12 protein-coding genes are annotated in these 13,374 nt (G+C 66.9%); all 12 read left to right on the forward strand.

The features are described from left to right. Nucleotides 1-7: 7 nt before the first annotated feature. The 12 genes from murG to recN all read left to right on the forward strand — a co-directional run bounded on the left by murG (nucleotide 8) and on the right by recN (nucleotide 13,370). Complete coding sequence (gene murG, locus BLT60_RS14710) at nucleotides 8-1,123, forward strand: undecaprenyldiphospho-muramoylpentapeptide beta-N-acetylglucosaminyltransferase (RefSeq protein ID WP_090877310.1); 1,116 nt, start codon at nucleotides 8-10, stop codon at nucleotides 1,121-1,123. Further along, nucleotides 1,120-2,526, forward strand: coding sequence for a UDP-N-acetylmuramate--L-alanine ligase (gene murC / locus BLT60_RS14715; protein WP_090877312.1), 1,407 nt, complete (start codon nucleotides 1,120-1,122; stop codon nucleotides 2,524-2,526). Before murG ends, murC begins: the two co-directional genes overlap by 4 nt. A 3-nt stretch (nucleotides 2,527-2,529) precedes the next feature. Further along, nucleotides 2,530-3,474, forward strand: coding sequence for a UDP-N-acetylmuramate dehydrogenase (gene murB, locus BLT60_RS14720; protein WP_090877314.1), 945 nt, complete (start codon nucleotides 2,530-2,532; stop codon nucleotides 3,472-3,474). Nucleotides 3,475-3,542: 68 nt separating this feature from the next. Further along, nucleotides 3,543-3,800: a type II toxin-antitoxin system VapB family antitoxin gene (locus tag BLT60_RS14725; RefSeq protein ID WP_139167850.1), complete on the forward strand. Its 258-nt coding sequence runs from the start codon at nucleotides 3,543-3,545 to the stop codon at nucleotides 3,798-3,800. Beyond that, nucleotides 3,797-4,192 (forward strand): type II toxin-antitoxin system VapC family toxin, encoded by a 396-nt coding sequence (locus tag BLT60_RS14730; protein WP_090877318.1) that lies wholly within the window; start codon nucleotides 3,797-3,799, stop codon nucleotides 4,190-4,192. The genes BLT60_RS14725 and BLT60_RS14730 overlap by 4 nt, the downstream gene beginning before the upstream one ends. Before the next feature lie 167 nt (nucleotides 4,193-4,359). Further along, on the forward strand, nucleotides 4,360-5,280 hold the full coding sequence (locus BLT60_RS14735) for a D-alanine--D-alanine ligase (protein WP_090877320.1): 921 nt from the start codon (nucleotides 4,360-4,362) through the stop codon (nucleotides 5,278-5,280). After that, a complete protein-coding gene (locus tag BLT60_RS14740) occupies nucleotides 5,277-6,173 on the forward strand; it encodes a cell division protein FtsQ/DivIB (RefSeq protein ID WP_090877322.1) in 897 nt (298 codons plus the stop codon). Before BLT60_RS14735 ends, BLT60_RS14740 begins: the two co-directional genes overlap by 4 nt. 5 nt (nucleotides 6,174-6,178) lie before the next feature. Beyond that, nucleotides 6,179-7,498 carry a cell division protein FtsA gene (gene ftsA, locus BLT60_RS14745; RefSeq protein ID WP_090877797.1) on the forward strand — a complete coding sequence of 440 codons (1,320 nt, stop codon included), beginning with the start codon at nucleotides 6,179-6,181 and terminating at the stop codon, nucleotides 7,496-7,498. A gap of 102 nt (nucleotides 7,499-7,600) precedes the next feature. Continuing rightward, entirely contained in the window at nucleotides 7,601-9,460 is a 1,860-nt protein-coding gene (ftsZ, locus tag BLT60_RS14750; protein ID WP_090877323.1) for a cell division protein FtsZ, read from the forward strand. A 245-nt stretch (nucleotides 9,461-9,705) separates the two neighbouring features. Next, a complete protein-coding gene (gene lpxC, locus BLT60_RS14755; RefSeq protein WP_090877324.1) occupies nucleotides 9,706-10,656 on the forward strand; it encodes a UDP-3-O-acyl-N-acetylglucosamine deacetylase in 951 nt (316 codons plus the stop codon). A gap of 194 nt (nucleotides 10,657-10,850) precedes the next feature. After that, nucleotides 10,851-11,687 (forward strand): outer membrane protein assembly factor BamD, encoded by an 837-nt coding sequence (locus tag BLT60_RS14760; RefSeq protein ID WP_244521278.1) that lies wholly within the window; start codon nucleotides 10,851-10,853, stop codon nucleotides 11,685-11,687. A gap of 12 nt (nucleotides 11,688-11,699) precedes the next feature. Continuing rightward, nucleotides 11,700-13,370, forward strand: a complete 1,671-nt coding sequence (recN, locus tag BLT60_RS14765; protein ID WP_090877326.1) for a DNA repair protein RecN — start codon at nucleotides 11,700-11,702, stop codon at nucleotides 13,368-13,370. Nucleotides 13,371-13,374 lie beyond the last annotated feature (4 nt).

Here is a 13,374-nt window from a genome sequence, read left to right on the forward strand (position 1 = left end):
GAAGCCAATGACCGGGGTCGTCCTCATCTGCGCCGGCGGGACCGGCGGACATCTGTTTCCTGCCGAGGCGCTGGCGCTCGAACTCGGGTCGCGTGGCTGGACGGTGCACCTGGCCACCGACCACCGGGTCGATTCCTACGCCCGCGACTTCCCGGCCGAGAAGATTCACATCATCCCGTCGGCGACGATCACCCGGGACCCGATTGCCGCGGCGCGCGCCATCGTCCAGCTCGGGCGCGGGCTCTTCGCCGCGCGGCGACTGATCAGGGATTTGAAGCCCGAGGTCGCGATCGGCTTCGGCGGGTATCCGACCCTGCCGCCGATGCTCGCCGCCACCTGGGCCAGGGTGCCGACCATCGTCCATGACGCCAATGCCGTACTCGGCCGGGCCAACACATTTCTCGCCAGGCGGGTCACCACCATCGCCACAGCCTTCGACACCGTGAAGGGCGCCGAGGGCTTCGCCGACCGGGCGGTCGAGACCGGCAATCCGGTCCGCGCCGCGGTCCTGGAAGCGGCGAAGACCCCATATCCGGCCCGCACCGCCGACGCACCGTTTCGCCTGCTCGCCTTCGGCGGCAGCCAGGGCGCGCGCTTCCTGTCCGATCTGGTGCCGGCGGCGGCGGCCAGACTGTCTCCGGACACGCGTGGCCGGCTGGTGGTCACGCAGCAGTGCCGGCCGGAGGATCTCGACCGCGTGGCGAAGGCCTACGGCGAGATTGGCGTCGCGGCGGAGCTCGAGTCCTTCTTCGGCGACATGCCGGCCCGTATCGCCGCGAGCCATCTCGTGGTATCGCGCTCCGGCGCGTCGACCGTCGCCGAGCTGGCGGTGATCGGCCGGCCGGCGATCATGGTGCCGCTGCCCCATGCGCTCGACCAGGATCAGAAGGCCAATGCGGCCATCCTCGAGCAGGCGGGCGGCGGATGGATGGTGGCGCAGGCCGACCTCACGCCGGAGCGTCTGGCGGGTGAACTCGAAGCGCTGATCGCCGATCCCGCCCGGCTGTCGGCCGCGGCGGACGCGGCGCGCGGTGTCGGGCGACCGAACGCGGTCGAGAACCTCGCCGATCTCGTCGAGACGGTTGCAACGGAAAAGCGTGTGAACGGGAAGGCCATTTCATGAAGATGTCGCTCGATATCGGTCCGGTCCATTTTGTCGGCATCGGCGGCATCGGCATGAGCGGGATTGCCGAGGTGATGGTCAATCTCGGTTACACGGTCCAGGGCTCGGATGTCGCCGAGAACGCCAATGTCGTGCGCCTTCGCGAGAAGGGCGTCACCGTCGCCATCGGCCATGACGCCGCCAATCTCGGCGCGGCCCAGGTCGTCGTCGTTTCCTCCGCGATCCGGCGCGACAATCCCGAACTGAGGGCGGCCCGCGAGCGCCTCCTGCCGGTGGTGCGCCGGGCCGAGATGCTGGGCGAACTGATGCGCCTCAAGCAGGCGATCGCCATCGCCGGCACCCATGGCAAGACGACCACCACCTCGATGGTCGCCGCGCTACTCGATGCCGGCGGCTTCGACCCGACGGTGATCAACGGCGGCATCATCAACGCCTATGGCACCAATGCGCGGATGGGCGACAGCGACTGGATGGTGGTCGAGGCCGATGAGTCCGACGGCACCTTCGTCAAGCTGCCGATCGACGTGGCGCTGGTCACCAACATCGACCCCGAGCATCTCGATCATTACGGCAACTTCGACAAGATCCGCGAAGCCTTCCATCACTTCATCGAGAATGTGCCCTTTTACGGCTTCGCCGTGATGTGCATCGATCATCCGGAAGTGCAGGCGCTGATCGGCCAGATCGAGGACCGGCGGATCATCACCTATGGCATGAGCCCGCAGGCCGATGTCCGCTGCGTCGACATCCGGGTCGAGAACCGGACGACCATGTTCACCGCCGTCATCCGCGATCGCCAGCACGGCGAGGCGACGACCATCGACAGCCTGACGCTGTCGATCCCGGGCGAACACAACGTCCAGAATGCGACGGGCGCCATCGCCGTCGCCCATCATCTCGGAATCCCCGACAGCGCCATCCGCGCCGGCCTGTCCGGCTTTGGCGGCGTCAAGCGCCGCTTCACCCGGACCGGCGACTGGAACGGCGTCGACGTCTTCGACGACTATGCCCACCATCCAGTCGAGATATCCGCCGTGCTCAAGGCGGCGCGGTCGGTGACGCCCGGCCATGTCATCGCCGTCGTCCAGCCGCACCGCTACTCCCGGCTCCGCGATCTCTTCGACGGCTTCTGCTCCTGCTTCAACGATGCCGATACGGTCGTCGTCGCGCCGGTCTATCCGGCCGGCGAGGCGCCGATCGAGGGGATCAGCGGCGATGCGCTGGTCGAGGGCCTGAAGACCCGCGGCCATCGCGACGCGCGCTCCATCAACGACCGCGACGAACTCGCCGCGGCGATCGCCGGTGTGGCCCGCCCCGGCGACACGGTTATCTGCCTCGGCGCCGGTTCGATCAGCCAATGGGCCCAGGCCCTGCCGGGCGAACTGGCGAAGCTCGGCGGCTAGGCCGTGGCGCTGATCGACGGCCTCAGGCTTGAAGGCATCCGTGGCCGGGTGACCGCCGACGCGGCGCTGGCGCCCTTCACGTGGTTTCGGGTCGGCGGGCCGGCGGAGGTGTTGTTCCAGCCGGCCGATGCCGACGACCTCGCTCTCTTTCTTCAGCAATTGAATCCGGAAATCCCCGTAACCGTCATCGGCGTCGGGTCAAATCTGCTCGTGCGGGATGGTGGTGTCGCCGGTGTCGTCGTCCGCCTGACGGCAAAGGGCTTCGGTCATACGGTGCGCGAGGCGGGCAACCGCGTCCGGGCCGGCACGGCGCTGCCCGACAAGCGGCTCGCCGCCTTCACCCGCGACGAGGGGCTTGGCGGTTTCGCCTTCTTCCACGGGATTCCGGGCACCGTCGGCGGCGCCTTGCGGATGAATGCCGGGGCCAACGGTGTCGAGACCCGCGAACGGCTGGTCGAGGCGCATGCGGTCGACCGGGCAGGGCGGCGCCATGTCCTGTCGAATGCCGACATGGGCTACACCTATCGGCATTCAGCGGCTCCAGAAGACCTGATCTTCACGGAGGGGGTTTTCGAAGGAGAACCGGCCGATCCCGGCGCGATCCAGGCGGCGATGGACGAGGTCGAGGCGCACCGCGAGGCGGCGCAGCCGATCCGCGACAAGACCGGTGGTTCGACCTTCACCAACCCGCCGGAAAACAAGGCCTGGCAACTGGTTGACGCCGCGGGCTGCCGGGGTCTGCGGATCGGTGGGGCGATGGTGTCGGAGAAGCATTGCAACTTCCTGATCAACACTGGCGACGCCACCGGCCACGACCTCGAAACGCTGGGTGAGACGGTGCGGGCGCGGGTGCTGGATACCTCGGGCGTGCGGCTGGATTGGGAGATACGCCGGGTGGGACGCTTCGCGACGGAGGCGTCCGTCGAGCCGTTTCTCGGGAAGGGCTAGCGCCCAAGACTTGGCAGGCGACCTCCAAGGGTATATATCTACCCGAGCCAAGCTACATGGGTACCCAAATGGGCATTAACATCAAGAATCCGGAAACAGTTCGGCTGATCAGCGAACTCGCTGAATTGACGGGCGAGGGGAAGACGGAAGCCGTGACCGCTGCGGTGAAGGAGCGGATAGAAAGCCTTCGCAAAGCGAAGGGACGTGGTCGCTACGAGAAAATGATGGCGATCGCAGCGGAAATGGCGCCGCGCTTCAAACCGCCCTACGACACAATCGAACATGGCGACCTTCTGTATGACGAGAAGACGGGCTTGCCGAAATGATCGTCGAGACTTCGGCGGTCGTTGCGATCGTTCGAAATGAGCCGGAGCGGGCGGAGTTTCTTGCTGCTCTGGATCGCGATGAGGTCAACTATCTCTCCGCGGCGTCTCTCCTCGAAGCTGCCATCGTAATTGACGGCAGTCGGGATCCTGTACTCAGCCGGGGCCTCGATACCTTTCTTGCGGCGGCCGCCATCCACATCGAACCCGTCACCGAGCGCCAGGCGCGGATTGCTCGCGAGGCGTATCGGGATTTTGGCAAGGGGAGCGGGCATGCGGCCGGGCTCAACTTCGGCGACTGTTTTGCCTATGCGCTGGCCAAGGACCGTGGTGAGCCGCTGCTCTACAAGGGTGGCGATTTCTCGAAGACCGACGTGCGGGCCGCTGCCGGCTGAGGCGGACGGCAGGCGGTGTGGTTTTTGGGTCCCGTCGCGCAGCTAAATCGCGTCCCGGCGCCGCCCGGCCAAAAAAAGTTAACGGTTTCTGCCGTGGTTAACGTTTCTTAACGAATTTGGACCGCACTCTCGTCAAATCCGCCACGAATCGGCGGAGGAGGACGGGAATGACGACGCATGTTGCGGTATTGATGGGAGGTTGGTCGGCCGAAAGGCCGGTCTCGCTCTCGTCTGGAAAGGCCTGCGCCGACGCGCTGGAAGCCGGCGGCTTCCGGGTGACGCGCGTCGATGTCGACCGCGACATCGCCAAGGTCCTGGCCGACCTCAGGCCGGACGTCGTCTTCAATGCGCTGCATGGCCCGTTCGGCGAGGACGGCTGCATCCAGGGCATTCTCGAGATCCTGGCGATTCCCTATACCCATTCCGGCGTGCTGGCCTCGGCACTGGCGATGAACAAGCCGAAGGCCAACCACGTCCTGCGGGCGGCCGGGGTTCCGGTTTCCGAATCCGTGCTCGCTCATCGCCTCGACGCGGCCAAGGCGCATGTCATTGCGCCGCCCTATGTGATCAAGCCGCCGAACGAGGGATCGAGCTTCGGCGTCCTGATCGTCAAGGAAGATTCGATTCACCCGCCGCAGGAGCTTTATTCGGAGGATTGGGCCTTCGGCGACGTGGTCATGGTCGAGCGTTATGTCGGCGGACGCGAGCTGACTTGCGGCGTTCGTGGTAACGAAGCGCTCGATGTGATTGATATCGTTACGGAAGATCGGTTTTACGACTACAGCGCCAAATATGACGTGGGCGGATCAAAACACGTCCTTCCGGCTGAACTTTTACCAGATGTTTACCAAAATATACGGATGTTGGCGGTTAGGGCCCATCAGGCTTTGGGCTGCCGTGGCGTCAGTCGGGCGGACTTCCGATACGACGACCGCCCCGGGGGGACGGGGGAACTCATCTGCCTCGAGGTCAACACGCAGCCAGGCATGACGGCAACCTCGCTGGTTCCCGAAATGGCCGCCTACGCGGGCATGAACTTCGAGAGCCTGGTTCGTTGGATGGTGGAGGACGCGTCTTGCAGTCGGTGAAGCCGGAGATTGATGGGGAAACGGGTGACTGGCCGGCTGGCACGCGGCCGTCCCGTCGCATCGTGCTTCCGCGCTTCCTCCGCCGGCCGGCGCGCATCCTGTCGCGCCTCGACCTGCGCATGCCGGGGCATGTCGGCACCAAGAGCCTCGCTCTCTTTTTCGCTGCGACCGCCGTCACCGGCATGCTGGCCGGCGGCCATACGATGACTGTCGTCTCGGCCTTCACCGCCTGGTCCGGGCTGGCGATCGACGAGGTCGAGATCAGCGGCCAGAGCGAAACCTCCGAGATCGATGTCCTCGAAGCGATGGCAATGGGGGAATATCCCTCGATCGTCACCTTCGATGCGATCACCGCGCGCGAACGGGTCGAGAAACTGCCCTGGGTCAAGCGGGTGACGATCCGCAAGCTCTATCCCGACACGCTGCAGGTCGCGATCAGCGAGCGCCAGCCCTTCGCCATCTGGCAGCATGACGGCGCGGTGGTGCTGATCACCAAGGACGGCAAGGTCATCTCCGACCATGTCGACGCGCGCTACAAGAACCTGCCAATGGTCGTCGGCGTCGACGCCGACAAGCGGGCGGACGAATTCGTCACGCTGCTCAAGGAATTCCCGACCTTCGCCCCGCGCGTGACCGCCGGAGTCCTTGTCAGCGGCCGGCGCTGGAACGTCGTGCTGCGCAACGGCGTCGAGATCATGCTTCCCGAGGAGGATCCCGCCTCGGCGCTGATCCAGGCCGTCGCGCTCGACGACGGGCACGGCATCCTTTCCCGCGAGATCGCCGCGGTCGACCTGCGGCTGCCCAGCCGCCTCGTCTTCCGGCTGACCGAGAAGGGCTATGAGGCGCGCGAGGCGCTGCTCAAGGCCCGCAAGAAAAACGGATCGAACACCTGATGAAGATGTTCGGCCAACCCGACCAGAAGCGCGCCATCGTCCGGCGTCCGACGATCGTCTCGATCCTCGACATCGGGTCGAGCAAGATCTGCTGCCTGATCGCCCGGCTGAAGCCGCTGGAGGAAGGGGAGAGCGCGGAGGCCCTGCGCGGACGCACCCATTCGATCGAGGTGATCGGCATCGGCCACCAGCGGTCGCGCGGCATCAAGTCCGGTGTCGTCGTCAATCTCGACGCGGCCGAGCAGGCGATCCGCCTCGCGGTTGACGCGGCAGAGCGGCAGGCCGGCATCACGGTCGACTCGCTGATCGTCAACATTTCCGCCGGGCGCCTCGGCAGCGAAACCTATTCGGCCAGCGTCGCGCTGTCCGGCAAGGCGGTCGAGGAAGTCGATATCGGACGGGTGCTCGCCGCCGGACGGCGCCACTCCGTCAGCGACGGCCGGTCGGTCGTCCATGCCATGCCGATCGGCTATTCGCTCGACGCCAATGGCGGCATCGCCGATCCCCGCGGGATGGTCGGCGAACGCCTCGGCGTCGACATGCACATGGTCACCGGCGACGCCCAGCCGCTGAGGAATATCGAGCTGTGCATCAACCGCTGCCACCTGTCGGTGGAGCGGCTGGTCGCGACGCCTTATGCCAGCGGCCTTTCAGTCCTTGTCGACGACGAGTCGGAGCTTGGCTGCGCCAGCGTCGATTTCGGCGGTGGCACGACGACCATCGCGGTCTTCAGCAAGGGCGAGTTCGTCCATGTCGATGCGATCGCCATCGGCGGCCAGCACATCACCACCGATATCGCCCGCGGGCTGTCGACCCGGCTGGATGTCGCCGAGCGTCTGAAGACGGTCTATGGCAGCGCGCTGCCGAGCCCGGCCGACGAGCGCGAGATCATTTCCGTGCCGACCATCGGCGACGACGAGAACGAGCCGGCCAACCAGATTCCGCGCTCGGCGCTGACCCGCATCATCCGTCCGCGGGTTGAAGAAATCCTCGAACTGGTGCGCGACCGGCTGAACGAGTCGGGATACGCCGCCCTGGTCGGTCGCCGCATGGTGCTGACCGGTGGCGCCAGCCAGCTCACCGGCCTTGTCGAATCGGCGCGCCGGGTGCTGGCGCGCAACGTGAGGCTCGGCCGTCCGCTCGGGATCGCCGGTCTGCCGGAAGTCGCAAAGGGACCGGCATTCTCCACCGCAGTCGGGCTGATCATCTACCCGCAGGTGGCGACGATGGAACAGTGCGAAGGGGGCAGCGACAGGCCCTTCGCGATGACGGGAACCGGGGGCTACCTGGCAAGGGTAGGGCACTGGTTCAGGGAAAGCTTCTAGACGCCGTTTCGACGGTGTCCGGCAACCGCGGCGGCGGTTCCGTACTGGGTAACTTGAGGCCGGAGCTACGCAAGCGGCCATAGGGGTCACAACGAGGGTGTCATGACGATCAATCTGCAAATGCCGGATATCAAGGAACTCAGGCCTAAGATCACCGTGTTCGGCGTCGGTGGCGCCGGCGGCAACGCGGTCAACAACATGATCCGCTCCGGGCTGATTGGCTGCGAGTTCGTCGTCGCCAATACCGACAGCCAGGCACTCTCGTCCTCGGCCGCCGAACGGGTCATCCAGATGGGTGTCGCGGTGACCGAGGGTCTCGGCGCCGGATCGCAGCCCGAAGTCGGCCGCGCGGCCGCCGAAGAGGCCATCGCCGAAATCGGCGATCACCTGACCGGCTCGCACATGGTCTTCGTCACCGCCGGCATGGGCGGCGGCACCGGGACGGGAGCCGCGCCGATCATCGCCCGCGCCGCCCGCGACCAGGGAATACTGACTGTTGGTGTGGTCACCAAGCCCTTCCAATTCGAAGGTGCCCGCCGCATGCGCATTGCCGACCAGGGCATTCTCGACCTGCAGGCCTGCGTCGATACGCTGATCGTCATCCCGAACCAGAACCTGTTCCGGATCGCCAACGAGAAGACCACCTTCGCCGACGCCTTCGCGATGGCCGACCAGGTGCTCTATTCCGGCGTTGCCTGCATCACCGACCTGATGGTCAAGGAAGGCCTGATCAATCTCGACTTCGCCGACGTCCGCTCGGTGATGCGCGAGATGGGCAAGGCGATGATGGGCACCGGCGAGGCCTCCGGCGACAAGCGCGCCATCCAGGCGGCCGAGGCGGCGATCGCCAATCCGCTGCTCGACGAAACCTCGATGAAGGGCGCCAACGGCCTGCTGATCTCGATCACCGGCGGCAAGGACCTCACCCTGTTCGAGGTCGATGAGGCGGCGACCCGCATCCGCGAGGAAGTCGATCCCGACGCCAACATCATCCTCGGCGCCACCTTCGAGGAATCGCTCGAGGGCATCATCCGGGTTTCGGTGGTCGCGACCGGCATCGACAGTTCGGCCCGCGAGGACTCGACCCCGACCGAGACCCGCATGGCGGAACTCAACAACCGCCTGCGCACGGTCACCCAGCCGTCGGCCCCGAGGCCGGCGCCGGAGACCATTCCGGCCCGACCGGCGGCGATCGCCACGGCGACTGCCGCGGTCGCCGCCGCCATCGACCCGATGGCGCAGCCTGCCGCCGAGATGCATGAGGAACAGGCCCCGGCGGCGATCGCCGAACGGCCGGCGCCGACTGCCGCCAGCCACGATGGCGGCATCACCATCGCCCCCTACAAGCCGGCGGCGACCCAGTATGACGAGGGCGACTTCGATGCCGAATCCGAGCCGCGGCTCGAGGAAGCGGACGAAGAGCACCACGTCGACGACGCGCCCTTCATCCCGCCGGAGGCCGAAGCGCCGCCGGTCCGCATGCCGCGGGTCCAGGACTTTCCGCCGGTCGCGCGGCGCCAGATCGAGGCCCATCAGGCGGGCGGCGCGGCACAGGAGGAGGATCGCGGTCCGCTCAGCCTCCTGAAGCGTCTCGCCCATGTCGGCCTCGGCCGGCGCGAGGACGAGGCGGCGCCCGCGCAACGCCCGCAGGGACAGCGTCCCCCGGTGCAGCGCCCGGTCGCCGCGAATCAGGCACAGCCGCGCCAGGCGCCACAGCCGACCCAACAGCCTGCACCGCAGCAGCGCGCGCCGCAGCAGCAGCCCCAGCGCCAGGCGCCGCCGCCGCCTCCCGGCAGCGACTACGCCAAGCGCCCGCCGGCGCCGCGTGCTCCGGGCATGGAGCAGCAGTATCGGCCGCGCCAGCAGGAACTCGACCCGCATGGCCGGCAGATGCCGCAGGACCACCGCGGGACGGATGACGAACTGGAGATTCCGGCGTTTCTGCGCCGCCAGGCGAACTGATACAGAAGCGACTTCACGGCCCGGTTCCGCCAACGCGGAGCCGGGCCGTAACGCATTGGAGAGTCGAGGAAAAGGCGAGGCGGTCAGGAGCAGTCAAGGGCGTTACATTGTGTAACCAAGCGTGATTTTCCCTTCCCTCCCACCGCAGATATTGTTCGAGTCGAGGACGGGCTGGGGGACATGACACCCGGTGCCGCAATCGAGCCGCGAAAGCGGCGGGGCGAGACTAAGGGGCGGGTGCCAGTATGGCGAAACGGCGTAACGGGGCACAGACGACACTGAAAGGTCGTGTGACTTTATCTGGTGTCGGTGTTCACAGCGGCAAGGAGGTTTCGATCACCTTGCATCCGGCCGAGGCCAACAGCGGCATCTCTTTCTACCGGACCAACCTTGATGACGGCCGCGATTGCGAAATCCCGGCCGATTTTCGTTATGTCGACGCGACCGACCTGTGCACCTCGATCGGCACCACCGACGGTTCGGTGGCGACGATCGAACATCTGATGGCGACCTTCCGGGCGCTGGATGTCGACAATTGCATGGTCGAGATCGACGGCGCCGAAGTGCCGGTGATGGACGGCAGCGCCGATGCCTTTATCGATGCGATCGACCAGGTCGGCATCGAGACCCTTTCGGCCCCGCGCCGCTATATCAAGATCAACAAGCCGATCCGCGTCGAAGTCGGCAAGAGCGTTTGCGAATTCACGCCTTATGACGGCCAGCGGATCGAGGTCGAGATCGACTTCGCCAATCCCCTCGTCGGCAAGCAGGCCTACGCCTTCGACGTCTGCGGCGAGACCTTCCGCAAGGAAATCGGCCGCGCCCGCACCTTCGGCTTCTACGCCGACGTGAAGACCCTCTGGGCACGCGGTTTCGCCCTCGGCGCCTCGCTCGACAACGCGATCGTCATCGGCGAGGACAAGGTGATGAACCCGGAAGGCCTGCGTTATGAGGACGAGTTCGTTCGTCACAAAGCCCTCGACGCCATCGGCGACCTGGCGCTTGCCGGCGCGCCGATCCTCGGCTGCTACCGCTCGCATCGCGGTGGCCACAAGCTCAACCACATGGCTCTCGAGGCGCTTCTCGCCGACCGTGACGCCTGGAGCTACGTCGAAATGCCGGTCCGTCGCGAGACCGGCCATGCCGATCTGCAGGCCGGTGTTGCCGCCGCGGCCTTCGGTCCCGACGTTTCCTGAGCCGATATCGGCGGTTTAAGACCGCCGTGTCCGCTGTTTTGCCACAAAGAAAAGCGAAGTCCTTGCGAGCCATGAATTGGCGCGCGGTCCTTGTTGGAGTAAACAGGCCGTTCGCTGCCGCGGGACCAGAAAAGGGCGATTCGGCACCAAGCCGGTTTGATCGGGGGATGACAGTTACCTCACCAGTTCCAGCCATGCGCTCGCGCCGTCTGCGGATGGCGGCGGTCTGGGTCGCCATCATCGGCGGACCAGTGCTGCTGTCGGCCTGCCAGCATTCTGTCGAGGGCACCGCGGCGGCCTATGAGGACGAGCAGCCGGCCGGTTCGCTCTATAATCGCGGCCTCGGTTACATGAATGCCGGCAAATACGGCGACGCGATCAAGAGCTTCAACGAGGTCGACCGCCAGCACCCCTATACCGAGTGGGCGCGCAAATCGATGGTGATGTCGGCCTTCGCCAGCTATCGCAGCGGCGATTTCGACACCGCGGTCCAGGCCTGTAACCGCTACCTGACGCTCTATCCGGGCAGCAGTGAAGCGGCCTATGCGCAGTATATCCTCGGCCAGTCCTATTTCGCCCAGGTCAAGGACGTCACCCGCGACCAGGCGGCGACCCGCCGGGCGCTCGCGGCGATGGAAGAGATCACGGTCCGCTACCCGGATTCGGAATATGCGGCGGACGCCCGCAAGAAGGTCATCGCCACCCGCGACCAGCTCGCCGGCAAGGAGATGCAGGTCGGCCGCTACTATCTCGAGCGCCGGGAATATGTCGCCGCCGTCAACCGGTTCGACTCGGTCGTGACCGAATATCCCGAGACCCGGCATGTCGAGGAGGCGCTCGAACGCCTCGTCGAGGCCAATCTCGCCCTCGGTCTCGTCCGCGAGGCCCAGACCGCGGCTGCCGTGCTCGGCCACAACTTCCCGAACAGCCAGTGGTACAAGGACGCGTATCAGCTGCTTCAGAAGAAGGGGATCTCGCCGCAGGATAACGGCGGCGCGATCAGCGAAGCGGCGATCGTCGGAACCAGTTAGGCTGGTCGAGCCATGCTCGTCGCCCTCTCGATCCGCGATATCGTTCTGATCGACAGGCTGTCGATAGACTTCACCAAAGGCATGACCGTGCTCACCGGCGAGACCGGCGCGGGCAAGTCGATCCTGCTCGATTCGCTGTCGCTAGCGCTTGGCGGCCGGGGTGACAGTGCCCTGGTCCGCCAGGGTGCCGAGCAGGGCGATGTCACCGCCGTCTTCGAGCCGGGCGCCGATCATCCGGTCTGGGCGGTTCTCGACGAGAGCGCCATCGAGGCCGAGGGGACGCTGATTCTCCGCCGCATCCAGAGCGGCGACGGCCGCAGCCGCGCCTTCGTCAATGACAGCCCGGTCTCCGTCACGCTGCTGCGCCGGATCGGCGCGACGCTGGTCGAGATCCACGGCCAGCATGACGACCGGGCGCTGGTCGACCCCGCCGTTCATCGCGCCCTGCTCGACGCCTTCGGCCGGCTGGATGCCGAGGCCGCCGCGGTGGCCGACAACTGCCGGACCTTGCGCAAGGCGGAGACAGCGTCGGCGGCGCTGCGCGCCCGGATCGAGGCGGCGCGGACCGAAGCCGATTACCTGCGGTCTTCCGTCGACGAGTTGACGACGCTGGCGCCCCAGCCGGACGAGGAGGAGGCGCTTGCCGATCGCCGCCAGCACCTGATGCGGGCGGAACGATTCGCCGGCGATATCGCCGAGGCGCATGACACCATCGCCGGCTCGACCAGCCCGGTGCCGACGCTGGCGAGCCTTGTGCGGCGGCTGGAGCGCAAGGCGCCGGAGGCCGGCGGGCTGCTCGACGAGCCGGTGGCGGCGCTCGACCGGGCGCTCAACGCGCTGGAGGAAGCCGCCATGGCGCTGGAGCGTGCGTCAGCCGCGGCGGATGCCGATCCGCACGAGCTCGAACGCACCGAGGAGCGTCTCTTCGCACTGCGCGCCGCCGGGCGGAAATACAACCTGCCGGTCGCCGAGCTGCCGGCCCTGGCCGAGGAGATGGCGGCGACGCTGGCGGCGCTCGATTCGGGCGAGGAGGAACTCGGCGGTCTCGACAAGGCGGTCGTCGCGGCGCGGGCGCGCTACGAGAAGGCCGCCGCCGCGCTCAGCAGGAAGCGCAGCGCCGCGGCGCGCGAACTGGAGAAGGCGGTGGCGGAGGAACTGCCGGCGCTGAAGCTGGAGCGCGCCGGCTTCATGGTGACGATCGAGAGCGATCCGGCGCGGATTTCCGAAGCCGGGATCGACGAGGTCTCCTTCGACGTGCGCACCAATCCGGGTTCGCGCCCCGGGCCGCTGATGAAGGTCGCCTCCGGCGGCGAGCTTGCCCGCTTCCTGCTGGCCATCAAGGTGGCGCTGGCCGATCGTGGTTCGGCGCCGACCCTTGTCTTCGACGAGATCGACACGGCTGTCGGCGGCGCCGTCGCCGATGCGATCGGCGCGCGCCTGTCGCGCCTGTCGAGCCGGGTGCAGGTGTTGTCGGTCACCCACGCACCTCAGGTCGCGGCCCGCTCGACCAGCCACCTCCTCGTCGCCAAGGCGGCGGGGAAGGGGACGAAGACCGTGCTGACCGACGTCGTCCGCCTCGACGATGCGAAGCGGCGCGAGGAAATCGCCCGGATGCTGGCCGGGGCGACGATCACCGACGAGGCCCGCGCCGCGGCCGAGAGGCTGATTCTCGGCGCGGCGTGATCCC

The sequence above is a fragment of the Bauldia litoralis genome (assembly GCF_900104485.1).
Classification (GTDB): Bacteria; Pseudomonadota; Alphaproteobacteria; order Rhizobiales; family Kaistiaceae; genus Bauldia; species Bauldia litoralis.

Excerpts from the sequence above, each read along its gene's own strand:
- BLT60_RS14730 (WP_090877318.1), top strand. The coding sequence starts at position 3,797 with ATGATCGTCGAGACTTCGGCGGTCGTTGCGATCGTTCGAAATGAGCCG.
- ftsZ (WP_090877323.1), top strand. The coding sequence starts at position 7,601 with ATGACGATCAATCTGCAAATGCCGGATATCAAGGAACTCAGGCCTAAG.
- BLT60_RS14735 (WP_090877320.1), top strand. The coding sequence starts at position 4,360 with ATGACGACGCATGTTGCGGTATTGATGGGAGGTTGGTCGGCCGAAAGG.
- murC (WP_090877312.1), top strand. The coding sequence starts at position 1,120 with ATGAAGATGTCGCTCGATATCGGTCCGGTCCATTTTGTCGGCATCGGC.
- murG (WP_090877310.1), top strand. The coding sequence starts at position 8 with ATGACCGGGGTCGTCCTCATCTGCGCCGGCGGGACCGGCGGACATCTG.
- ftsA (WP_090877797.1), top strand. The coding sequence starts at position 6,179 with ATGTTCGGCCAACCCGACCAGAAGCGCGCCATCGTCCGGCGTCCGACG.
- recN (WP_090877326.1), top strand. The coding sequence starts at position 11,700 with ATGCTCGTCGCCCTCTCGATCCGCGATATCGTTCTGATCGACAGGCTG.
- BLT60_RS14725 (WP_139167850.1), top strand. The coding sequence starts at position 3,543 with ATGGGCATTAACATCAAGAATCCGGAAACAGTTCGGCTGATCAGCGAA.
- BLT60_RS14760 (WP_244521278.1), top strand. The coding sequence starts at position 10,851 with ATGCGCTCGCGCCGTCTGCGGATGGCGGCGGTCTGGGTCGCCATCATC.
- lpxC (WP_090877324.1), top strand. The coding sequence starts at position 9,706 with ATGGCGAAACGGCGTAACGGGGCACAGACGACACTGAAAGGTCGTGTG.